We start from the raw sequence: 20,795 nt of genomic DNA on the forward strand, positions 1-20,795 counted from the left end.
GTTTACTGCCTTCCCAGTATCGGTGAGTACAGCCGATGCAGGAGCCACTCAGCTGACTCGGCCGTGTTCCGTAGGTGCTTCTTCGTTGCTTCGTCGTCTTCCTCATCAGCCAGGTCAATGATCCAGGCCTCGAGGTGCTCCATGGCAATGTTCCGGGCCGCAGCGCGCTGACCGAAGTTTTTCCCCCGGGCGCGAATGATCTCCGCGTCCTCAGGGTGCTCACGCAGCCAGTCATGGGTCCGCGTGTAATCCAGGCGGTGCTTGCGAAGACGTTCCTGTAAGTTCGTGGCAACGCCGATGTAGAGCGGGGCCGAGAACACGGGAGACGCCATCTGGAGGATGGTCGACATCACCCGCCGCCGCTCCTCGGTGCCGAGGGAACTCATTAGCATTTCGAGGCGCTGCATCGAGTCGTCATCCCCGGCCGAAACGCCATCTGCGGGCTCACGAAGGGGGTAGTCCAGTTCCAGAAAACCCTCCCATTTTGCTCCATACGATCCTCGGCCGCTCAGATCGATTGGTAGTGGCTCATAGTAGCCAGCGTACTTCCGGAGCAGGTTCAGGAAGCCTTCAATGGCTCGATCCCCATCAGCACCGGGCTGAATCTTCCAGTCGTGCGGACCAGCACGAAAGCTGACATACCAGGCATAGAGCCCAGGACACTCCGGGGCTTGGTCGACATCCAGCATGGAAAAATGGTTCGGGAAACCACCGTCCGTCACGAGGTGCCGCCTCGCTCTGACATCGACTCCAAGCCAACCTGAGGGCCGTGGGCCTCGTGCATGTACTCCAACAGCGTTGACCTCCAGACTACGTGTGGATCGTTACAGGTGCAGATGATCCGAAGATATTGCTACTTCGATGCTGAGCGTAAGGGACAGGACTGGCAGCCCGGGGCAATTTTTCTGAGCGTCCCCTCTCGGGCGTAGACGCCTGGTTTCATGCCGCCTGAATCGCCGAGGCGCCGGACTGATCTCCACAGTCCCTAGGCAGGTTGCCGATCACAGCGGGTGGCTTCACCCTGGTTGCAATGAGGGGCCCGTCGCGCCGTTTTAGAGGGCGTTCTGTGAGCGTATGGGCGGTATGCGCCTGGGGATCTTTGGTGACTTTCCGGAAATCGGTTGACGTTCCGTGCGGGTGCACTCTACTGACAGTTATGAGCGAGCGGAAGCCGTACCCGAGTGATCTGTCCGACGAGCGTTGGGAGCTGATCCGGCCGGTCATCACCTCGTGGAAGGGCCAGCACCCCTCGGTCAGCGGGTATCAGGGCCGCTATGACATGCGGGAAATCGTGAACGCGATCCTGTACCAGGCCCGGACCGGCTGCCAGTGGCGCTACCTGCCGCACGACCTGCCACCCCACAGCGCGGTCTACTACTACTTCGGCGCATGGCGCGATGACGGCACCGATCAGGCCATTCACGACCTGCTGCGCTGGCAGGTGCGTGAGCAGGCTGGCCGGGCCGAGGATCCCAGCGCGGTGGTGCTGGACACCCAGACCGTGCACACCTCCGTCAACGCGCCGGCCGACACCACCGGGCTGGATCCGGGCAAGAAGAGCCGCGGCCGCAAGCGCGGCATTGCCTCCGACGTGCTCGGCCTGATCATCGCCGTGGTCGTGGCGGCCGCGAGCGTGCACGACAACGCCATCGGCATCGAGCTGCTGGACAAGGTCGCCGCCGCCAACCCCACCGTGACCAAGGCCTGGACCGACGCCGGGTTCAAGAACGCGGTCGCCGTCCATGGCGCCGGCTTGGGCATCGATGTGGAGGTGGTGCAGCACGCCCCGCACACGCTCGGGTTCGCGCCACTGCCCCAGCGGTGGAGGGCCGAGCAGGTCTACGGCACCCTGATGCTGCACCGCCGGCTGGCCCGCGACTACGAGACCCGGCCGGCCAGTTCCGAGTCGATGATCTATTGGTCGATGACCGACAACATGACCCGCCGGCTGACCGGCACGGCCACCTCGACCTGGCGCGATCCCGTCCCGGCGCCGGCCTAGCAAGCGGGGGCGCCGATGCGGGAGTTCCTTGAGCGCCTGGCCGAGCGCCAAGCCGCCGCCCAGGCCGAAGCCGACGATCTACGCGAGCAGATCGCCGAGCTGACACAGCGGCTGAACGCTGCCGAGCAGGTGCTGTCTCGGCTGCGCGTCACCCGCGAGACGATCCTGGAGATGACCGGCGAAGCAGGCGAGACCGCCGCGGGCCCGCCGACATTGACACCCGTCTACCGGCAGATCCTGGCGGTCGTGGAGCAGGCGCCGGACGGGCTGCGGGTCAAGGACATCTGCCGTCTGTTGAACACCGGAACCGATCACACCCACACCGAGAGCCTGCGCGCCAAGCTCAAACGCATGGTCGCCCGTGGCGTCCTCACCGAACCCGAACCCGGCTTATTCATACTGCCCAGGCCAGGTCACGACGCATAACAGCCGCTGCCCAAGTCAGACCGGACGGAGGCTCACAGAACGCCCTCTTAGGTGCTTGGCCTGGCGGCTCTGCGCTACAGGCCGGCTTGCCGCCGCATGACGTGGTACCCCCAATGAGGGCAGATGTGGGACATGCGCGGGATGATCACCGTTGCTGCACGAGACCACGACCGTGTTTTCGCAGGTGGGGGCATGTGGTTCAGGGACTGCGCCCACTCTCTCCTAAAGCGGGTGCCGCAGGTTCGAATCCTGCCGGGGGCACTCACCTAGATCGGCATTTCAGGCCCCTGACCTGCGGTTTCACAGCCGCAGGTCTTTCGTTTTGCGCCCCTGGTAGGCAGCCGACGGTGCCAGCATGCAGCCGTAAGACCATGATCAGGGGATATCCACGGGATGATCTTGATAGCGTTTCCCCAGCTCAGACCCTAGATTCACACCATCCCGACCTCCGGCAACCACTACGGACGCACCAAATATTGGACAACCGCCACGGGGGATCATGCCCAATACGTGCCCAAACCCCACCGGAAGTGCACGTTCATCACCGCACTACCGGCACCATCCCGGCCAGTTCCCTACCCTCGACAAACTGCCCATCCACGAAAGCTCGCACGGTCTCCCCATCCCCTGCCACGCCCGCCCGCGTACAATCCGCGCTTCCGCGCGAGGCGGGCTTCCGCGCGAGGCGGGCTTTGCGTCACCATGATCGCATCGAACCGACAAAGGAGACTGCTTGGTCGTCTTCGCCTGTGCAGCATGCGGCGCCGTGATGACCGCGAAGGTGGCGCGGGTGGCGCTCCCCGACCACTCCGGCCAGAAGTACGGCCATGACCTGCTCCCCCATCTGCTGGAGCCAGGAACATACGCCGTAGATCCCGGAAACGGTCAACCCTGGCAACCATGGGAACCCGAGCCGGAAGAACGCCTCGTCCGATTGCAGATGTACCGCATCACGGGGCCTCCGAACAGGATCGGGATCGCGCCGGGTGACGTCCGCGGGACCGTCTTCATTCCGGAGCGGCTGGGCGGCTGCTGTTGCGGGTGGGACGGCCAGTACGGCCCCAACCTCGCGTGCGCGGAATGCGGCTGTCCGGTGGCGACCCGCGTCGACGACTGCGGGTTCTGGCAGGTGGTGTGGCTCGAACCGGACGCCGTACACCCCGTCGCCGTCGCCGGCCCCGTCCCGCGGGTGATGGACTGGGACGAACTGCCGAGCACGCCACCCGCCGACCCGCGTGATTGCTGGAGCGCCCCCTGGGAGGCCGCAGTCGCGGTGACACTGGCGCACCTGCTGGTGGCCTCGGACGGTAAGCGGGTATCCGTCCCTGACGGACCCGTCGCGAAGGCGTTCCGCCGGGCGATCGACGGCCTGCTCCCTGCGGGGCCACCGGAACGACACCTCGTCCTGGCCGGGCCCGGCCTGTCCACCGCCATCACCGACATCGCCCTGGTACCACGGCATCCACAGACCGGCGAGGCATGGCCGTGCGACGCAGAAACGGTGGTGCCACTGGCCGCGGACGTGTGGACGTACCTCGCCTTCCACGACGACCGGCGGCTCGTGCCCGCGGCGCGCGGGATGCCTGCCGAGGTCCGCCGTGATGATTCATCCCCGCTGCTGCCGAACTCTCTATTCCGTCCTGATGGGCGGGTGTTTCTTCGCACGCTGGAGCGACTGGCGCCGATTCGGCAGCCGTGGCTGCGCCCCATCTACGACCGGGTCAAAGACCGTCCGTACATGCACCCGTTCTCGTAGCCGTAAGACCTCGAACACAAACGCCTACGCCACGAGAAGGGCCAGCACCAGACCAAGTCGCATCCCTCGCGCCAAGGGCCTCTGGTCGACCGGATGCCTGGGAACCGTCAACCCCGTAAGCTACTGAGGTTGATAACGCGCGCTAACGCCAGAGCCTCCGCACGGACATTGTCCCTGTGGGCTCTCATTCGGCGTCAATCAGGCGGCCACGAGGTTTCGGCGCTGGCCGCCGAACGCCTCGGCCTCCCGTTCACCACCTACCGCCGCCATCTGACGACCGGCATCGAACGCGTCTGCACCGACCTTTGGCACCAGGAGCTGTACGGCAGATCCAGCCGAGCACGCCGGAGGCTGTCAGCTGGCCCGTTCGAGGAAGGCGCGTACCTCCTCGGCCTCCGGGACACCCAGCTCACCATAGAGGCCGAGGGCCAGCCGCCCGTGCTCGACGGCCTGCTCCGCGCGCCCGAGCGCGAGGCACGCCCGCGCCAGCCCGTCGTGGGCGCGTGCCTGCTCGGGCCGGTTGCGCGTCAGGTCGGCGAGCGCGAGCGCGGCCGTGTGCTCCTCGACCGCCAGGGCCGGATCGCCCGCCGCCTCGGCCAGCCCGTTGAGCGCGGCCGCCTCGTCAGTGTTGTTGCCGAGTGCGCGGTAGAGCGCCGCGGCCTGCTCGTGGCGGGTGCGCGCCTGGGCCGGCTCGCCCTGGTGCCGCAGCACGACACCGAGGAGGTTGAGCGTCATCGCCTCCCCCGCCGGGTTGCCGACCTTGCGGTGCAGGGCCAGCGCCAGGTCGAGATGGCGGCGCGCCTCCTCGGGCCGGTCGGCGCGGTCGAGGACGAGGGCGAGGATGCCGAGCACGTGCGCCTCGGCCCAGGTGTCGGCGCCGATCCGGGTGAGGTCGAGTGCCTGCTTGAGGTGGCGCTCCGCCTGCGCGTCCTGGCGCTGGCGCAGAGCGACGTTCCCCAGCGTGAGCAGGGCACGGGCCTGTTCCCGTGGTGTCGGGCCGGCGTCCAGGGCCTCGTGGGCGTGCCGCTCGGCGTGCTCGTACTCGCCCATCCGCCAGTACGTCCACGCCAGGTCGGTGAGCGCCTGCGCCTCGAACCCGCTGCCGAGCGTGCGGCTGCGGCGCAGCACCAGGGTGTGCAGCGTGAGCGCGTCGTCGTGGTGCGCCTGCCGGTCGAGGTAGGGCCGCATCGCCAGGCCCAGCATGCCCACGCAGATCTCCGGTCCGTGGACGGCGGTGGCGATGATGTTGGCGCGTTCGGCGTCGAGCCAGGCGAGCGCCTCCGCGTCATCGCGGATGGGCGCGATCGGGGTGGCCGGCTCCGGGATGCCCTCGCGGTGGCTGAGGCTGTCGGGAAAGAGCCGGTCCATCGCCGCGCGGGAGCGGTGCAGGTAGTAGCCGAGCAGCCGCAGGCAGGCGCCGTCGTCCTCGGCGAGGCTGCGGGCGTGCTCGCGGAGCAGGTCGTGGAAGGTGTAGCGGCCGGGTTCGAGCTGCAGCAGCATGTGGGCGTCGAGCAGCTCTTCGAGCAGTTCCTCGGCCTCGTCTTCCGCGATCCCCGCCAGTGCGGCGGCGCCGCAGGGGTCGATGTCGCGGCCCGGCACCAGCCCGAGCAGGCGGAACATGCGCTGCTCGGCCTCGTCGAGCTGCTCGTAGGAGACGGTGAACGCCGCCGACACCCCGTCCAGGAGCCGGCGGTGATCCCGCAGCCGGCCCGCGAGGAAGGACACGGTCCAGCGCGGGCGGTGCTGGAGGCGGGCGGCCGAGATCCGGATGGCGAGCGGCAGGTGCCCGCACAACCCCAGCACCTCGCGGACGGCCTCCGGCTCCTGGTGGGCGCGGTCGCCGACGATGCGCTCGAACAGCCCCGCGGCCTCCTGCTCGCCCAGCACGTCGACCGACAACGCCTGGGCGCCTTCGAGATCGACGAGCCGCCGTCTGCTGGTGATCAGGACGAGGGTGCCGGAATGTCCCGGCAGCAGGGGGCGTACGTGCTCGGCGTCGAAGGCGTTGTCCAGGACGACCAGGACGCGGCGGCCGGCCAGCTCCGCGCGCCAGAGGGCGCCACGTTCCGCCGGCGTGACCGGGATGCGGTCGGCGGGCACCCCGAGCTGGCGCAGCAGCGCCTCCAGCGCGGCGGCGGCGTCGATCGGCTCCCGGCCCGCGGTGTGGGCCTGCAGGTCGATGAAGAGGTGGCCGTCGGGAAAGCGGTCCGCCAGCCGGTGCGCCACGTGGACGGCGAGCGTGGTCTTGCCGATCCCGGCCATGCCGTCGATGGTGACGACCGGCGAACGTTCGTCCGCGAGCCGTTCCAGCTCGGCGGTCCGTCCTGAGAAATCGGGAATGTCGTACGGCAGGAAAGTGGAGCGACGCGGCGGCCCGGACGCGGCCGGCTCCGCCGGGCGCAGGTCCGGATCGTCGGCCAGGACCGCCCGCTCCAGCTCGGTGAACGCGTGCCCGGGGTCGAGGCCCTGTTCCTCCGCCAGCGCCGCACGGTAGGCACGCGCCGCCGCCAGCGCGTCGGCCTGCCGCCCCGCCCGGTGCAGGGCCAGGACAAGGTGCCCGTTGAGCTTCTCGCGCAGCGGGTTGACACTCACCTGCGCGGCGAGCTCGTCGAGCAGCTCGGCGTGCCACCCGGCCGCGAGCTCACCCTCCACCAGGCGCTCGTACGCCGACAACCGCCGGTCGTTCCAGAGCTCCCTGACCCCGCTGACGTAATGCGCGTGCACGTCCTCCAGCGCCTCGCCGCCCCACAACGCCAGCGCCTCGCGCAACCGCCCGGCGGCCACCAGCTCGGTGAACTCCAGTGCGTCCACCTGCCCGGGCTCGGGCCTCGCGACGTAACCGCCCGCCCGCGTCTCCAGCAGATGTCCGGCCCCCGCACCGCGCAGCACCTTGCGGATCGCCGTGATCGAGGCGTGGATCTGCGACCTGGCGGTGTCCGGCTGGTCGTAGCCCCACATCGCGTCGATGAGCCGCTCGATGCTGATCGACCGGCCGGCGTTGAGCAGGAGGTAGGCCAGGACGGCCCGGTGACGTGGGGCGATGCCCGGCGGCGAGGAGCCGTCGACCGTCAGCTGGACGGGACCGAGAAGGGTGAAGCGCACCACCGTCGTCTCCCCCATCTCCCTCACATCGCGAACGCATAGCGAATGTATCAATCCGGGCGGCGACTCTGTCCTTACACGAAATCACGACAGAGGAGCACACGATGGAAGCCCGGATGAAGAACCCCGCCACGATCATCCCCGCCGCAATGAAGCCGATCATGGAGCTGATGAAGGCCGCCCAGTCGCAGGGGCTCCCCATGGAGCTGATGGAGATGATCCACCTGCGTGTCAGCCAGATCAACGGCTGCAGTTTCTGCGTCGACACCGGTCTGAAGAGCCTGCGCAAGCTCGGCGAGAGCGACGAGCGCATCGGCCTGGTCGCCGCCTGGCGGGAGGCCCCGTACTACACCGACGCCGAGCGGGCGGCGCTGGAGCTGGCCGAGGCGGCGACCCGGCTGGCCGACCACACCGACGCCGTCTCCGACGAGGTCTGGGACAACGCCGCCGACCACTTCGACGAGAACCAGCTCGCCTCGATCCTGCTGATGATCGCCGTCACCAACCTCTTCAACCGCCTGAACGCCCCGATCCGCCAGGTCGCCGGCAGCTGGTAAGCCCTCTCACCCCGTCAAGAACAGGAGACACCGAACATGTCCGCAGTCCGTTCGCACCGCTACTCCGTCCCCGACGCCGACCTGGAGGAGTTCCTGGCCCGCCGGAGCTCGCTGATCGCCACCGTCCGGGAGGGGCACCCCGGCCTCACCAGCACCGTCCTGATCCGGCTGGAGGACGGCACCTACACCGACACCTGGCACTGGGAGAGCGCCGAGCAGCTCGGCGCCGCCCTCGCCGCCATCTTCACCTTCCCGGAGGCGCCGCTGACCATGGGCCTGACCAAGGACGCCATCGCCCTGAACGGCGAGGTCGTCGACGAGCGTTGAGGGCCCGCGGCCGAGACGCCCCTGAGCCCTGGATTTGCTGAGCGGTCTGGGCCCGGTCATAGATCCGCACCTCGTCGATGAGCCCGTCGAAGTACTCTTCCCAGACCAAGTTACTTCCGATGGTCAGAGCACCGCCGTCGACCTGGATCGCGTCGGACATCGGCACCTGTGCCAACTGCTGCCAACGCGCCTCCGTACTTGCCGGTGACCCGGCCCGTGTTCGAGGATGTGCCGGTGTTCCCGTGGCCGGAGCCGTCGGCGACAGTCGTCCCTGACGTCTCGTTCACGCCGTACGCGGCCACCAGCCCTTCCGGAGGCGTTGGTGTGGGTGTGGGATCGGTTGGCGTGGGGTCCGGAGTCGGTAGCAGGTCGTCCGATGGGACGATTGTGTCGGCCGTGGAGCCTTCCCGTAGTGAAGGGCCTCGTCGTTGCTCACCGTCGCCGGTTCCGGCAGGGTCGCCTCGCCCCGGTTCCTGACCGGGTCTTCCGCCAGGGCCTTGGCCTTTTCGTAAGTGGCCGGTAGCGGCTCGCCGACGCGCATGTAGGCACTGAACTCCAGCGGTGGCTCGTACTGGATGAATAGGACGGGTGCGTGGTCGGGCTGGTTGCGATCCCAGGGGCCGCCTTCCTCCGAGTAGTACTGGCGCCAGTTGATGGCGGTCGTCTCGAGGGCGCTCATCAGGACCAGGTCGTGGTCCTGCTCGCCGTTCCCCCAGGCCTGCACAATCGGTTCGATCGAGTACCACAACTCGCCGCCGCCCGAACAGCCCTCGGCGTCGCTGTACGCGCCCTTGGTCGGGGCCTGCCCGCTGGTCGTCCAGGTCGGCCGGACAGCGCCCAGCGGGAGACAGAGGCGACCCTGCGCACACCTGCTCAAGCGGTAGAACTGACCGGCCGACGCCGGCCGCCGTGGCCGTGGCCGTGCGGGTCGCCACGGATTCCGGCGGCTGGGCTCCCGAGCTCACCGCCCCTCCTCGCGCGCAGCGACACCCCGCCGGGCCTGCGTCGCCTGTCCGCCCTGTGGCGTGACGGCGACCGGCTGGCCTACGCGACCACCTTCGCGATGAAGGAGGTTAGGTTGTCCCGCGTGCGGGCCACCCGCTCCTGCACCGTCAAGGTCTCCTCGAAGTCGCCCCCGGCCGTCTCCTTCCTGCCCCGCGTGTAGAGGGAACAGGCCAGGTCGGAGCACAGGTACTGGCCCACGGTGTTGCCCAGCCGCCCCGCCTCCCCGGTGCGCCGCGCGCTCATCAGCGCCACCCCGCCGCCGGTGCGGACGGTCAGGCACAACGAGCACATGCTGCGCGAGGCGAAGCCCCGCGCGGCCCCCTTGACCGCCCGCAACGCGATCCCCACCAGGCCGCCGTCCTCGCGTTCGGCCACCACGTAGCCACGGTCAGGCGCCCCGGGATCGCGCCAGCCGAGGAAGTCGAGGTCCTGCCACGGTTGCTCGGCGAGATCTGCCGGCAGGCCCAGCCTCTTGGCCTCGCCTTTGGAACAGTTCACGAACGAACTGCGGATATCGCTCTCTGTTATCGGTCTCATGGCTCGCACGCTATGCCAAGCTAATATAATTAGGCAAATTATTAATTTGCTTAGCGGAGGTTGTCATGGCACGTGCTGGCATCACCGCCGAACGGCTCACCCGTGCGGCGGCCGAGGTGGCCGACGAGCTCGGCTTCGACCACGTGACCGGCTCCGCGGTCGCGCGCCGCCTCGGCGTGAAGGAGCCCAGTCTGTACGCCCACATCCGCAACGCCCGCGAACTGAAAGTTCGGGTGGCACTGCTGGCCCTGCAAGAGATGGCCGACCTGACCGCCACCGCGATCGCCGGCCGCGCCGGCAAGCAGGCCCTGACCGCCCTGGCCGGCGTCTACCGCGACTACGCCAGAACCCGCCCCGGCCGCTACGCCGCCTCCCGCCACGAACTCGATCCGGAAACCGCCGCCCGCAGCGCCGGCCCCCGCCACAGTGAGATGCTGCGCGCCCTGCTGCGCGGCTACGACCTGCCCGAGCCCGACCAGACCGACGCCATACGCTTCCTCGGCGCCGCCATCCACGGATACGTCAGCCTGGAAGCGGCCGGCTCCTTCAGCCACACCCCGCGCGACACCGACGCCTCCTGGACCTGGACACTCGACACCCTCGACCTCGCCCTGCGAGCCCGCTCCGCCAACCCCACCAACCCCGCCTACCTTGCCGGTCCCACCTGACAGCCAACCGCCACCTGCACCACCGTCAACGCGGTCATGGCAATGGAGTGACATGACCTCCTGGCAGCGGCTTCACCGGCCTTTCTTCAACCTTTCTCCGGACCGGGATCCATGATCCGCGCATTCACGCTGTCCGCAGGATTCCGTAGGGTGAAATCACCTTCTCCGAACCCCCCCGCCAGCTCAGGAATGATCCAACTCGCCCACCCAAACCTGGATGGCCGCCCTGGCCCGCTCCGCCGTCAGCCGAGACGGGCGCGGTGATGGTCAGCGGACTGGTTCTGGCCCGCACCCGTCTCCCCGCTGGGCGCGCAGGTGCTTGGCGTGCCCGTCCGCGATCGAATCGATCAGCCGGTAGCGATAGACCACGTCAGCGGTCACCGGCCGCCGTCACCGCGGCTGAAGCAGGGCCGACATCAGCAGCCGGCGGGCATGCGGCAAATGCGCGAAAAGCCGCCGATACGATTCCGCGGCCGCGATATGCGCCTCATCGACCACGATGAAATCGATGTCGTCCGGGGCGCGCCCGGGCGAAGGTGCCTCTGATCACCCGCCCCGGTGTGACGATCAGCGCCCGCCGCCGGGTGAAGGCAAGCGTGGCGGCGACGCCCAGCGCCGTCTTGCCGGCACCCACGGACATCACACAGGCGGCGTCGGCCTGCCCCCGCCGGTAGTAGTTGGCCAGCGCCGCGATGGCCTCGCTCTGGCATTGACGCAACGGCTCCAGGGTCAGGCGCTCCCGTACCTGGTCGAAATAGCTCCGCTCGACCACCTGTGGCCGGGCCGGAGGCGTGACGATCGCCAGTGGCGTGGCGCCCATGTCGTCAGGGACCGGAGCGACGGGCCGCGCGATGAGGTACATCGCCAAGGCGGGGTCGTCACGAAGAACGCGTTGAAGCTGCTCGACGCACAACCTGACGTCTCGGCGGATCATCTCGTACGAGAACCGCAGCACGGTATACCGCAACCCGACCAGGTGATTCTGCCGGATCCTGTCGTGCGGGAAAGCCGTCCTGTCGCTGTGGTACGCGAACCCGTCCAGCACGTGCTGTGCGATTCCACTGGTCGCTGCGAAGCTGAGCACCCACTTGACGAAGGCGTTCTCAAGGGAAGGATTCGCCCCGGATCAGATCGACGCGACGGGCCACCTTCACCGCCCCTCCGCGTCGAGTGCGGCGACCTTCGCCTCCGAGTCCGCGCGCCGGTAACTCTCCCCGAACCGCTGAGCTCGCCGGCTCACCGCCACGGCGTCGCGAAGCGCACCCTCGGTCTTCAGAAGCTTCATCCAGACCTCCACGGACGCGAGCCGAGCGAACCCTCGTGTCAGATCCGCTTCATCCATCGCGACAGCATGCGGGACCGCCTCTATCAGGCCGAGATCGAGGGCAGCGAACACCTCAACGAACTGCAGCCCCTCAGGCGCAGACCGGCGCCGCGACCACAACTGCTTGATGGCGCCCTGCAGGAGGAAGTGGTGGTCCGACGCGATGCCCGGAAGTTCCGCTCCTTCCCACACCCAGCGAACGAGCCCGTTCGTGTCCATGTGTCCGGTGTCGGCGAAGGCTCGGCGATGGGCCGGGGAAGCGCTGCTCCCGCCCTCCGGAGTCGGCCAGTACAGGTACCGGGAACCGCGCACCTGGCGAGGCCGTACATGAGCGTCCGGCAGCCGGGAGCGGTCGATGTCTGGGCTGCCGGCGAACCCTATGCCGGAGATGTCCGCCATCCGCGTGTACCACCGTGTCACCGGCCGATCCCCCTCCGCCTGCGTCTGAGCAGGCAGCGAGAAGATCACCGCCCGAAAGGGGTCGAGTGTTACGGCGGCGGCGGCCTGATCGTCTGCGGTTGATCGTTCTGAAGGCCGGAGGGCAGATCGGCGCGTGGGCGACCCCTGTCTGTCGAGCCGGTGTTGAACTGCGCCGCCGGGCCTCTGCTGGCATCGTCCACCCAGGTGACCGAGCCGGTCACGGTGGTCCTGCCGTCCGGGGAGCTGTACATGAGAGCGCCGTAGCCGTGCGGCGCGCTGTCGTTGTGGCGCAGGATGGTGCCGCAGCCCAGGCCGCTGGTGTGCTGGAGCAGCATCCGTACGGTGATCCGCTCGTCCAGCCCGTACTCGGGCAGGTAGCCGGCCACCGAGTCGTCCAGCCCCAGCTTGCGTACTCCGGCGCTGTCGGCCCACTCGCCTCGCTCGTCCTGGACGCGCAGGGTGACTCCGGTGAAGCCGGCGTCGATGAACCGGCCAGCAGAGCCTGCTCTGGAGGGCGAGCAGGACACCGCGCTCGCCGGCCTGCGCACGCTCGCCGAGCAGGCCCAGCAGAACGGCAACATGGATCCGGCCGCGGAGATCTGGCGACAGCCAGCGACGGCGATCTCACCGCTGACGGCGTGGGCCGCGACCACGCTGTCGGCAGAGGGCCTGCTGGCCGCACCGATACGACTCAGCCCCACGTCTGTCATGGCGTCCCGCTTCGGCGAGCTGCAAGGAGAGGAGCCCTATTTCTCCGGCAGAGGAGGAAGCCGTGAGGGCCGTACGACGAAGGCTCCGAAGGAGCTCTTCGACTCGGGGTAGATGACCACCATGGCGTCCTTGTTGGAGACGGTGTATCCGTTGCGCTCGGTGACCTGGGTGCACGAGCCGGTCCGCATGTCTCCGAGATAGACGGGCTGGCCCGGTTCGAGCGAATGCCAGGAGACGATGTCGCCGGCGACGTTCACGTCGTCGACGGCGCGGTCGCGGCCCGAGTCGAAGACCGTCCGCGGCTCCGGCCAGCCGATTCGCCACGCGCGGATGGCACGGAAGTTCCCCTCGATCCACACGAGCGTCGAGCCGCTTGCCGCGATCTGGGTCAACGGTCCGGTCTTCGACAGCCCCGCGGGCGTTTCCACCCGGTTTCCTGAGGTCAGGGAAGCCGCCTGGAAGACGGCTTGAGAGCCCGGTCCGACGATCTGCGGCCAGATGACGAGATCGCCGACGATCCATGCGGTTCCGATCTGACCGCGGGCTATCACCTGGTCCCGGGACGCCGCCAGATCGTAGAGGTGCACTTCGACGATGTTCTTTCCGACGGCCTTGCTCCAGACGGCCTTTCCCGCTGCCGCGTCCACGTAGATCAGGGGCCCCCGGAAACCGGCGTCCTGATCGAGCACGCGGGCCTCGTTCGTCTGCTGATCCCAGACGTGAACCGACCAGTCGTCATAGGACGTCAACGAGTGTTGCAGCGCGAAGACCATTCTTCGTCCGTCGAACACCCCGTCCACCTGCTGGTCGGTCGCGGCATCAGGCATCGCGTAGATCGGCGACCAGGTGCGGCTGACGAAGTCGTACCGGACGATCTCCTTCTTGGTCGCGCCGTCGATTCGTGCGGGATCTCCGGCTGCGAGTTCACCGAAGAGCGCTCTGCCGTCCGGGCCGACGGCGGTCGGACGGATGCGGCCGTCCCCCGACATCGCGGGAACTCGCCCGGCGTCGATCGCCTGCCGCCAGGATTTCGGCATCGTCTTGAGGCAGCCCTGGTTCACCGGCGCGGCCGGTCGCTGGTTCGAGGGCGGCACCGCGGCGTGAGGCTGGGCAGAGCCCGCCTTGGCCGGCGGTGGCGTCGGTGCCGGCGTTGCCGCGCAGCTCACGCTGCACAGCAACGCCAACATCGCTATCAGTGGTCGCTTACCAGATGTAGCCACGAGAGCTGAAGATCCCCACTAGGGTGTCCGAATAGATGCCGTCGTACGAAGGGGCGTTCCAGTCCGCGGGCACAGCCGTGCTGTTTCCGGCGGGATCGACGTACATGGTCCAGTCGCCGTAGGCGTCGTAACCGTAGACACCGATCCAGTGGAAGATGTTGCGGTTCGTGGGATGCCCGGCGAGATGGTCGCTGGTCGGCGTCTCAGCGGTGTTCCCCATGATGAGATAGTTGTTGTCGATGTCCGACACCAGCGCGTCGACATAAGCCTGCTGATGAGCCAGCGTGGGAATGCCGGGGATCGGTTGCGGGACGTAGAAGGTGGTTTCCATCTCGTAGTTCATCGCATCGGCCATCGGCCGGCCGGTGTTGTAACCGGTCGCGATGATTTTGAGGTCCTGACCGAGGGGGTTGGTGTACCACGGGGTGTTGCCATGGAAGTCGGTATCAAGCAGGTCTGCTGCATGACTCCATCTGGGGTCGTCCACCGTGCCCCAGTCCAGGCCCTTCGCGTACATCGCGGAGAGCAGCGTGGACGGGCCGCAGTAGTAGTCCTCGATCTGCGGGAAGTAGTAGACGGAGAGCCAGTTCATCTCGGCGGAAGCTGCGGTTGAGCGTCCACCGGGAGCCGCGGCTCCTTGACGTCGCTTCGCCGCATGCGCCTTGGCTTCGGCGGTTTTCCGGGCGAGCAGGTCCTGCTGCGCGGGAGAGAGCGGAGCGTCGGCTTCGGGATCGTTCTTCGGGACGACCCGCATCTCGTTCATGCCCTGGCTGAGCTGCGCGGGGGCGGGGATAGAAGAAACTTCGCCAGGATTGTCCGGACTCGTGACGGCTCCGGCGGGCGAGGTGACTGTCAGGACCGCTAGAAGCGTGAGGCTTACCACGAGGGCTAATCGCTGCACGATACCTCCGATGCTGGTGCTGCGGATTTCGGACATCATCGAGACACCGGACACCCCTGGGGCGAGCCGGCCTCAGTCTCGCGTTTGCTGCAGTTGCAGCTTGCGGGCCGCCTTCCGCCGTTCGGTGTCGAACGGACTCTGCGCCGCGCCGGCGCCCTGCCCGGGCTCCCCGTTCCAGGCCCGGATCTTCGCGGCCACCCGATGCAGCCGCTCGTCTCCGGGCGGGACGTCGATGCTGAATCTGGACTCGTCGGGCCGATCGTCGTCGCCACCCCAGCGGACGACACCCTCGCACTCCAGGAGGACATCCCGGAGCACCACGGCCTGGTGCGTGAAGAAGTTGCCCCGCGACCCCGCCGGATACCAGTCGGGGCGGATGGACACCGCCGTTCCGGAAGCGTGGTTGCCGGCCGGCGACGAAGCCGAGGCGGAGCCGAGCGGCCGGTAGCCGATGACCTGGCTCTCGGCGGCCTTCAGCTCGTCGATCTCGTAGTGGAACCTGCCGAGCACGTAGAGCAGAATCGTGGCCGGTTCACCGAGCCGCAGGTTCACCATGACGTCGCTGCCGCCCACCCGCCAGGGGGGCGCCCACGCATGATCCTCGGGTCGTATGATCGGCCAGCCGTTGGCGCTTGTCGGGACTTGATCCGAGGACGCCGCAAGATGCGGAGAAGTGTTCCCGTCCCGTACGGCGGCCTTCGCCGTGCCCGGTCCCACGAGCACTCCGGCCAGGCCGGCGCCGATGAGCCCGAGCGAACCGCGGATGACAGCGCGGCGGCCGATGTTCTTCGTCACCTCTCGGAGGTGAGCCGTGGTTTCGCCAGCCACGAGGCTCCCTTCTAGGAAAAAAGGCTTCCCACGTTCCAGAGCAGCTGGAAGATGGAGGACGCCAGAGCCACCAGGACAGCGCAGAGCCAGTAAGGTCGCCGCGACACCGGCGCGGAGCGGAGCACCACGATGTTCACCGCTGCCATCGCCAGGATGAAGACGACGACGAGTACGAGCCCGATGCTCAGCGCTCCGAGATAGCCGTCCTGGAACGGGATGCCGGGCGATCCGAACCCCAACCGCGCGAGCCAGTCACGAGCCACGAAGTAGGGGTAGAACAACGCGAACTGCCCGAGAAATCCGAGTACCGCGTTCAGTAGCAGGCACAGCAGGTAGGCGGCCTTCGAGGACAGCCGAGGTCCGTTTCTCCGTCCGTCCTGCCTGCTGGTACGCATCTAGACATTCCTCGCCGCACTGTTGTACTTCTCGAATATGCGATAGATGGGCAGCGTCTTCTGCCGGTACACGTCGGCCTGGGAGCTGGTGCCGTTGTATCGCTTGAGAATCAGGCCCGCTTCGTTCTCCGTGTAGTCCAACGCGGGTCTGCGCTGACCGATGTCGGCCGCGCCCCAGATGTTCACCAGCGGAATGGTGCTGACGGAATACTCGTCATCGTCCTTGAGCTGTCTCCAGACCCGCCAGACGTCGTGCCAGTCGGCCGGGTCGAGCGTGCTGTCACTGATGATCCCCACGGACGCGCAGTGGTTTCTGGATCTGATCGCGGTGTCGGCGAAGATCTGACCGAGACCGGTACTGCTGTCGTCCTTCATGATGATCGGTGGTTGGGGCGGAGGGCCGCTCATGTTCTTCTCCCAGAGCTCGAACGCCTCACGATAGGCGTAGGTCGCCAGCACGAGGCCGTCCACCGCGGCGTCGTCGATGCGGTTGTTGCGGAGCTCCCAGAAGAGCGGGGTCTGAATGAGCGCCTTTCGCATGCCGAAGGCCCGGGAGAGCGCCGTGATCAGTGCGTCGTGCCGCAGGGTGATGTCGAGTGACGCGGGGGTGAGGTAGAGCCAGGCGTTCTCGATCACGTTTCCCTCGGGGAGGTCACCGAGGCTCTTGATGTACGCGAGCAGTTCGGCGAGGATCGCATCCCGGCTGGCGCTGTTGAAGGGCACATCCGGCTTGGCTCCGGTGGGCACGTCGTTGAAGCTGTTCTGTCCGCTGTCCCGTCCGGAATTGATGTTGTTGTCGATCTCGATGGCGCCGTCGCCGGCTCCGATCGTGATGGTGGAGATCTGGTCGAAAGCCCAGTCGTCCGGCAGCGGAAAGCCCAGGTTACCGCTGAAACCGGTGGACATGCCCGCGACGAAGCTGGCCGTGCTGAGGCCCTCCGCGGCGACCCTGGAGCAGACGTTGCGGGGCCCGTAGATGCCGATCGCGTACTCGCTGCCGAGCTGGTTGAACCGAGTCCGGATGGCACGGAAGTGCGGAAGGATGTTGGAGGTGACGTCACTGTCCAGGGCGTCGTAGTCGACGGCGAAGTAGATGCGGGTGCCTGGCTTGAAGCCGTAACCACGCGCCGCGTCCAGGGCGGCCGCGGCGTCGGCCGCGCCCTGGGTGGCGTTGAAGTAGGTCACCGCCCCGCCGTAGGTCTGGTAGATCGGGAAGACCCGAAGCCCCTCCTGCGCGATCACCGCCAGCTCGCCCGGCTGGATCTTCTTGTTGAGCGAGGTGTTGGGCACGTTGGTGAGATAACGGCCGACCACCTGATAGCCGAGGCCCTTCAACGTCTGCGCACGAGCAGGCGTTATCTGAGTGACGCAGTCGGCAGCGGTTCCCCTGCGGCTCGAATCGCCCGTGCTGACGAGCAGAGAGGCCCAGGTCTGCTTGTCGCCGGTGCCGGTCGGGGCGAGCCGGGCGAAATTCTGGAAGTCGACGACCCGGGCGGTGAGGTTGGCGTCATAGGTGGCCGTGAAGGTGGTGCCCAGCCGGCGGTTGAAGATCATGGCCGCGCTGAAGAGCTGTACGAAGACCCCCGTGGAACCCTGCGCTATCCCCCGCGCCGCCAGCCCGTTGAGTGTCTTGGGGCCGAAGATGCCGTCCGCCTCGCTGTCGCTCTGCCCCAGCTCGAACTGGCAGGCCAGCATCATCGCCTTCTGTACGTCTCGTGAGAAATGGCCGTCACACGGGATGACGAAGAAGTTCGTTCTGTTCACGTAGCGGGAGTTCATCCATTGCTGGATCGAGCGTACCGAGGCGCTGCCATTGGCTGTCACCACATATGCGTCCATGGTGAGCAGCGCCTTGAATAACTTGGGGACCATCGCGTCCCCTGGGAAGGCGTTCTGCGTGCCGGAGTTGGCCTTGAGCTGCTGAACCGCCGCCGAGACCCTGTCGTTGTAGATGCCGTCGATCTCGCCGCCGTCGTAGCCCTTGCAGTACAGCCCGGACTGCACGATGCGGACCAGGTTCGCCGGCGCCCCTGTGCTCCGCGTTATCGAAGGGTATTGACTGGTCAGCGTCGACAGGGTGGTGGGGCCGAAGTTGTTCGACAGCGTGGTGATGCCGAGCTGGTGCTGCAGGCAGCGGGTCAGGGCGTACATCGTCGCCCATCCGGTGATTCCGTCCTCGACTACCTTGGTGATGCCCGGCACGCTGCCGTAGGTGGTGTTGATGAAGCGTTGTGCACGCAGAACCATCTCGTCCATGTCGGCTCCAATGTCGCCTGGATGCGTACGTCTTTCCGCGCCTCCGGCCGCCACCGAGTGCACCGTGCTGCCCGGCCGGCATCGGCGTCGGGAGGCCGTGCGACCGTCAGAAGCAGTCCTGCCACCTGTGTGAGCTGAAGAAGTCGTTCATGCCGTAGGGCACCAGATCGTTGACCACGTACCCGCTGCCGCTGGTGTCGTAGGGAATGATCAGCCCCAGCCCGCCACCGTGGCTGTGCTCCCTGAGCACTGCCTTGCACCGGTCGTCGCCGTTGGACAGGGAGCTGGTCATGTCGTTCACGGGGGTGCCGCTGATGACGGGGGACGACCCCCAGAAGTAATAGAGGTAGTCGTTGTCGTAGCTGTCGTCCTCGTTGTAGTAGTCGTGCCGCCCGCCGACCTGATTCTCATGCTCGAAGACACATAACTCCGCGTACGTGCACCAGCCGTCGTGCTCCGCGGCCCATGCCGGGGCAGGCATGGTAAGCATCAGCTGAGCGCCCATCGCACTGCCGGCGACAACGGCCACGACTCGATTCAGTAAACGTCGGCCACGCATCATTCTCCTCTGGGTGCAGTCGAAACTCGTGACGGTATGGGCGGGATATTGTTACGGTCGCCCGCCCTGCAGGACGATTTCGGCGTTACGCAGGAGGGCGGCCCTGTTCCGCGCGAGTTCCTTCAGCGCGTCCGCATGCTGCTCGATCAGTTTCTGCTCGTTCGCGTTCTGCGCGGTCGACAGTGCCACGGCCTGACCCGACTGGTCCTTGCACTCCATGTCGGCGGTCGCGACCTTGCGCTCCTCGTCGGTCACCGCAGAGCCGGCTCGCCTGGCCCACCGCGGGTCGTTCCAGGCGTCCTCCGGGGTCGCGTAGCCGAATCCGCGCTGCTTCATGCACGCGCTCCAGTCGGCGACCGCCCGCAGGACCCCGGCGTCCTTCCTGGCAGGTGCCGCCGCCTCGGCCATCAGCCGCCACACGAGCAACTCGTCCGGCTGGGAGACTCCCGTCGTCAGGGTTCGGCTCGCCTCCGCGGTGCATCCGCCTTGTGGAGGTGTCTGACCACTGCTCAGGGTCACGTCACCGCCGGTCAGAGCACGGCGTTCCGCCATTGAGACGGCTCGGGCCTGGTCCGCGGTCCGGCGTTCGCCGTCGGCGGCGGCCACCTCCTCCGCGTAGCCGGTGCGCGCCGCCTGCCCGGGATCGATGTACAGATACCGGCGGCCCGAGATGAGCTCCGCGCCCTGTTCCTTGGACTCCACGGTCTTGAAGTCGGCGAAACCGAGGCGTCGCATGCAGGCGGCGACCAGGCCGGCCCGGGCGGTGGTCACCTTCTTGCGCTGCTCGGCGGTGTCGACGTACGCGGAAAGGGGCGATGCGCCGTCCACGGGTTTCGCGCTCGCGGATCGGAGTTGGACCGTGCTGACGCCACTGCCGGTGTCACTGCCACAGGCAGCGAGTCCGCATAAAAGCGTCAGGCCACCGGCCAGCACAATGGCCTTCCTGGAGAGATCGCCCACGAAAGAACCTCCTGTTGTTTTGTCGCAGTGGTACGGGAGCGGGTTTTCTGGGCACGACCGACGACTGCGATGATGCGTTTTCGAGCGGGCCGCACTTCGCGTGCCACTACTTCTGACGCGTCTCTGCGGTCGAACGCTGCTTGCGACGCTCTTCATGATGCACAACAAGATCACCTATCACAAGTATTGACGCCATTTAATGTTCGCAGTAAACGGTAATCACCGATTCCGCATACGCGTTGTGCCCGCCGATACTCGGAATGCGATCCTGTCGCCGGTCAGGCATCAGGAATGGCGCGGAGCACGGTCATGCGGAGTGGAGCGCCCTCCCGGTAGGCGCGGGCAGGGCCACTCAGCGAGGCGCCGCGAGGACGTCCTGGAGCACATCCTTCAGCGTGACGCGGGAAAGCTCGCGCCGGAGGGTCTCCTCGATGCCGTCGTAGACGCGCCGCATCGCCGGCTGGATGCCGTGACCCACCACGCATCCCGGGTCCGGGGCGGCGCGGTGCAGCGCGAACAGCGGGCCCGGCTCCACCGCCTCGTACACGTCGAGCAGCGTCATCGACTCCAGGTCGCGCGCCAGCGACCAGCCCGCACCCACCCCACGCCGGGACTCCACGAGCCCCGCCCTGCGCAGGTCGCCGAGCAGCCGCCGGATCACCACGGGGTTGGTGCTCGCGCTGGCCGCGATCTGCTCGGAGGTGGCGACCTCATGGCCCTGGCGCTGGTAGAGGCCGATCCAGGCCAGCGCGTGGGCGGCGATGGTCAACCTGCTGTTGGCGCTCATGCACTCGTTCCTCTCGGTCGCAACTCCCGATGTTACGACAACGACTGTCGTAAC

Annotated in this window: 23 protein-coding genes; 6 read left to right on the plus strand and 17 right to left on the minus strand. The window is 67.4% G+C overall.

Annotated features, from left to right (window positions below; all coding sequences use genetic code 11):
• Nucleotides 1–2: 2 nt before the first annotated feature.
• Complete coding sequence (locus LCN96_RS51235) at nucleotides 3–689, minus strand: hypothetical protein (protein ID WP_225269640.1); 687 nt, start codon at nucleotides 687–689, stop codon at nucleotides 3–5.
• 467 nt (nucleotides 690–1,156) lie between these two features.
• Between LCN96_RS51235 and LCN96_RS51240 the strand changes: the two genes are divergently transcribed.
• From LCN96_RS51240 to LCN96_RS51250, 3 genes are all read left to right on the plus strand, one after another.
• Complete coding sequence (locus LCN96_RS51240; protein WP_225269641.1) at nucleotides 1,157–2,002, plus strand: IS5 family transposase; 846 nt, start codon at nucleotides 1,157–1,159, stop codon at nucleotides 2,000–2,002.
• A 15-nt stretch (nucleotides 2,003–2,017) separates the two neighbouring features.
• Nucleotides 2,018–2,428 (plus strand): hypothetical protein, encoded by a 411-nt coding sequence (locus LCN96_RS51245; RefSeq protein ID WP_225269642.1) that lies wholly within the window; start codon nucleotides 2,018–2,020, stop codon nucleotides 2,426–2,428.
• A 733-nt stretch (nucleotides 2,429–3,161) separates the two neighbouring features.
• Nucleotides 3,162–4,184, plus strand: a complete 1,023-nt coding sequence (locus LCN96_RS51250) for a hypothetical protein (RefSeq protein ID WP_225269643.1) — start codon at nucleotides 3,162–3,164, stop codon at nucleotides 4,182–4,184.
• Nucleotides 4,185–4,538: 354 nt separating this feature from the next.
• On the opposite strand, the gene LCN96_RS51255 is transcribed toward LCN96_RS51250, so the two are convergent.
• Nucleotides 4,539–7,304 (minus strand): AfsR/SARP family transcriptional regulator, encoded by a 2,766-nt coding sequence (locus LCN96_RS51255; RefSeq protein ID WP_225269644.1) that lies wholly within the window; start codon nucleotides 7,302–7,304, stop codon nucleotides 4,539–4,541.
• A gap of 86 nt (nucleotides 7,305–7,390) precedes the next feature.
• Here LCN96_RS51255 and LCN96_RS51260 point away from each other — a divergent pair, with 86 nt between their 5' ends.
• Together LCN96_RS51260 and LCN96_RS51265 are read left to right on the plus strand one after the other, a co-directional pair.
• A complete protein-coding gene (locus tag LCN96_RS51260; protein ID WP_225269645.1) occupies nucleotides 7,391–7,843 on the plus strand; it encodes a carboxymuconolactone decarboxylase family protein in 453 nt (150 codons plus the stop codon).
• A gap of 36 nt (nucleotides 7,844–7,879) precedes the next feature.
• Nucleotides 7,880–8,170 carry a hypothetical protein gene (locus tag LCN96_RS51265; RefSeq protein WP_225269646.1) on the plus strand — a complete coding sequence of 97 codons (291 nt, stop codon included), beginning with the start codon at nucleotides 7,880–7,882 and terminating at the stop codon, nucleotides 8,168–8,170.
• Here the strand turns inward: LCN96_RS51265 and LCN96_RS57580 are convergent.
• The 3 genes from LCN96_RS57580 to LCN96_RS51280 form a co-directional block, all read right to left on the minus strand.
• Nucleotides 8,088–8,330, minus strand: coding sequence for a LamG domain-containing protein (locus tag LCN96_RS57580; protein WP_225269647.1), 243 nt, complete (start codon nucleotides 8,328–8,330; stop codon nucleotides 8,088–8,090). The two genes, LCN96_RS51265 and LCN96_RS57580, sit on opposite strands and share 83 nt — an antisense overlap.
• Nucleotides 8,331–8,453: 123 nt before the next feature.
• Nucleotides 8,454–9,047 (minus strand): hypothetical protein, encoded by a 594-nt coding sequence (locus tag LCN96_RS51275; protein ID WP_225269648.1) that lies wholly within the window; start codon nucleotides 9,045–9,047, stop codon nucleotides 8,454–8,456.
• A 167-nt stretch (nucleotides 9,048–9,214) separates the two neighbouring features.
• Complete coding sequence (locus LCN96_RS51280; protein WP_225269649.1) at nucleotides 9,215–9,712, minus strand: FBP domain-containing protein; 498 nt, start codon at nucleotides 9,710–9,712, stop codon at nucleotides 9,215–9,217.
• Between the two features lie 65 nt (nucleotides 9,713–9,777).
• Between LCN96_RS51280 and LCN96_RS51285 the strand changes: the two genes are divergently transcribed.
• A complete protein-coding gene (locus tag LCN96_RS51285; protein WP_225269650.1) occupies nucleotides 9,778–10,380 on the plus strand; it encodes a TetR/AcrR family transcriptional regulator in 603 nt (200 codons plus the stop codon).
• A 390-nt stretch (nucleotides 10,381–10,770) separates the two neighbouring features.
• Here LCN96_RS51285 and LCN96_RS57585 read toward each other — a convergent pair whose 3' ends face one another.
• The 12 genes from LCN96_RS57585 to LCN96_RS51340 form a co-directional block, all read right to left on the minus strand.
• On the minus strand, nucleotides 10,771–10,878 hold the full coding sequence (locus LCN96_RS57585; protein WP_397351834.1) for a hypothetical protein: 108 nt from the start codon (nucleotides 10,876–10,878) through the stop codon (nucleotides 10,771–10,773).
• Nucleotides 10,868–11,464, minus strand: a complete 597-nt coding sequence (locus LCN96_RS51290; protein ID WP_225269651.1) for a DEAD/DEAH box helicase family protein — start codon at nucleotides 11,462–11,464, stop codon at nucleotides 10,868–10,870. The genes LCN96_RS57585 and LCN96_RS51290 overlap by 11 nt, the downstream gene beginning before the upstream one ends.
• A 66-nt stretch (nucleotides 11,465–11,530) precedes the next feature.
• Entirely contained in the window at nucleotides 11,531–11,923 is a 393-nt protein-coding gene (locus tag LCN96_RS51295) for a hypothetical protein (RefSeq protein WP_225269652.1), read from the minus strand.
• A gap of 269 nt (nucleotides 11,924–12,192) precedes the next feature.
• On the minus strand, nucleotides 12,193–12,825 hold the full coding sequence (locus tag LCN96_RS51300; protein ID WP_225269653.1) for a beta-lactamase family protein: 633 nt from the start codon (nucleotides 12,823–12,825) through the stop codon (nucleotides 12,193–12,195).
• Between the two features lie 45 nt (nucleotides 12,826–12,870).
• Nucleotides 12,871–14,022, minus strand: a complete 1,152-nt coding sequence (locus LCN96_RS51305; RefSeq protein ID WP_225269654.1) for a hypothetical protein — start codon at nucleotides 14,020–14,022, stop codon at nucleotides 12,871–12,873.
• A gap of 16 nt (nucleotides 14,023–14,038) precedes the next feature.
• Entirely contained in the window at nucleotides 14,039–14,995 is a 957-nt protein-coding gene (locus LCN96_RS51310; protein ID WP_225269655.1) for a hypothetical protein, read from the minus strand.
• A 33-nt stretch (nucleotides 14,996–15,028) separates the two neighbouring features.
• A complete protein-coding gene (locus LCN96_RS51315) occupies nucleotides 15,029–15,751 on the minus strand; it encodes a hypothetical protein (protein ID WP_225269656.1) in 723 nt (240 codons plus the stop codon).
• A gap of 44 nt (nucleotides 15,752–15,795) precedes the next feature.
• Nucleotides 15,796–16,179, minus strand: coding sequence for a hypothetical protein (locus tag LCN96_RS51320; RefSeq protein ID WP_225269657.1), 384 nt, complete (start codon nucleotides 16,177–16,179; stop codon nucleotides 15,796–15,798).
• On the minus strand, nucleotides 16,180–18,435 hold the full coding sequence (locus LCN96_RS51325) for a glycoside hydrolase domain-containing protein (protein ID WP_225269658.1): 2,256 nt from the start codon (nucleotides 18,433–18,435) through the stop codon (nucleotides 16,180–16,182).
• 106 nt (nucleotides 18,436–18,541) lie between these two features.
• A complete protein-coding gene (locus LCN96_RS51330) occupies nucleotides 18,542–18,916 on the minus strand; it encodes a hypothetical protein (RefSeq protein WP_225269659.1) in 375 nt (124 codons plus the stop codon).
• Between the two features lie 129 nt (nucleotides 18,917–19,045).
• Nucleotides 19,046–19,954: a hypothetical protein gene (locus tag LCN96_RS51335; protein WP_225269660.1), complete on the minus strand. Its 909-nt coding sequence runs from the start codon at nucleotides 19,952–19,954 to the stop codon at nucleotides 19,046–19,048.
• Nucleotides 19,955–20,306: 352 nt separating this feature from the next.
• Complete coding sequence (locus LCN96_RS51340; protein ID WP_225269661.1) at nucleotides 20,307–20,741, minus strand: Rrf2 family transcriptional regulator; 435 nt, start codon at nucleotides 20,739–20,741, stop codon at nucleotides 20,307–20,309.
• Between the last annotated feature and the right edge of the window lie 54 nt (nucleotides 20,742–20,795).

The sequence above is a fragment of the Nonomuraea gerenzanensis genome (assembly GCF_020215645.1).
In the GTDB taxonomy this organism is placed as follows: Bacteria; Actinomycetota; Actinomycetes; order Streptosporangiales; family Streptosporangiaceae; genus Nonomuraea; species Nonomuraea gerenzanensis.

Bases quoted from the DNA above. Each gene is read 5' to 3' on its own strand.
- LCN96_RS51235 (WP_225269640.1), bottom strand. From the start codon at position 689: ATGCTGGATGTCGACCAAGCCCCGGAGTGTCCTGGGCTCTATGCCTGG.
- LCN96_RS51240 (WP_225269641.1), top strand. From the start codon at position 1,157: ATGAGCGAGCGGAAGCCGTACCCGAGTGATCTGTCCGACGAGCGTTGG.
- LCN96_RS51245 (WP_225269642.1), top strand. From the start codon at position 2,018: ATGCGGGAGTTCCTTGAGCGCCTGGCCGAGCGCCAAGCCGCCGCCCAG.
- LCN96_RS51255 (WP_225269644.1), bottom strand. From the start codon at position 7,304: ATGGGGGAGACGACGGTGGTGCGCTTCACCCTTCTCGGTCCCGTCCAG.
- LCN96_RS51260 (WP_225269645.1), top strand. From the start codon at position 7,391: ATGGAAGCCCGGATGAAGAACCCCGCCACGATCATCCCCGCCGCAATG.
- LCN96_RS51265 (WP_225269646.1), top strand. From the start codon at position 7,880: ATGTCCGCAGTCCGTTCGCACCGCTACTCCGTCCCCGACGCCGACCTG.
- LCN96_RS57580 (WP_225269647.1), bottom strand. From the start codon at position 8,330: ATGTCCGACGCGATCCAGGTCGACGGCGGTGCTCTGACCATCGGAAGT.
- LCN96_RS51280 (WP_225269649.1), bottom strand. From the start codon at position 9,712: ATGAGACCGATAACAGAGAGCGATATCCGCAGTTCGTTCGTGAACTGT.
- LCN96_RS51285 (WP_225269650.1), top strand. From the start codon at position 9,778: ATGGCACGTGCTGGCATCACCGCCGAACGGCTCACCCGTGCGGCGGCC.
- LCN96_RS51295 (WP_225269652.1), bottom strand. From the start codon at position 11,923: ATGGACACGAACGGGCTCGTTCGCTGGGTGTGGGAAGGAGCGGAACTT.
- LCN96_RS51305 (WP_225269654.1), bottom strand. From the start codon at position 14,022: ATGTTGGCGTTGCTGTGCAGCGTGAGCTGCGCGGCAACGCCGGCACCG.
- LCN96_RS51310 (WP_225269655.1), bottom strand. From the start codon at position 14,995: ATGATGTCCGAAATCCGCAGCACCAGCATCGGAGGTATCGTGCAGCGA.
- LCN96_RS51320 (WP_225269657.1), bottom strand. From the start codon at position 16,179: ATGCGTACCAGCAGGCAGGACGGACGGAGAAACGGACCTCGGCTGTCC.
- LCN96_RS51325 (WP_225269658.1), bottom strand. From the start codon at position 18,435: ATGGACGAGATGGTTCTGCGTGCACAACGCTTCATCAACACCACCTAC.
- LCN96_RS51330 (WP_225269659.1), bottom strand. From the start codon at position 18,916: ATGCCTGCCCCGGCATGGGCCGCGGAGCACGACGGCTGGTGCACGTAC.
- LCN96_RS51340 (WP_225269661.1), bottom strand. From the start codon at position 20,741: ATGAGCGCCAACAGCAGGTTGACCATCGCCGCCCACGCGCTGGCCTGG.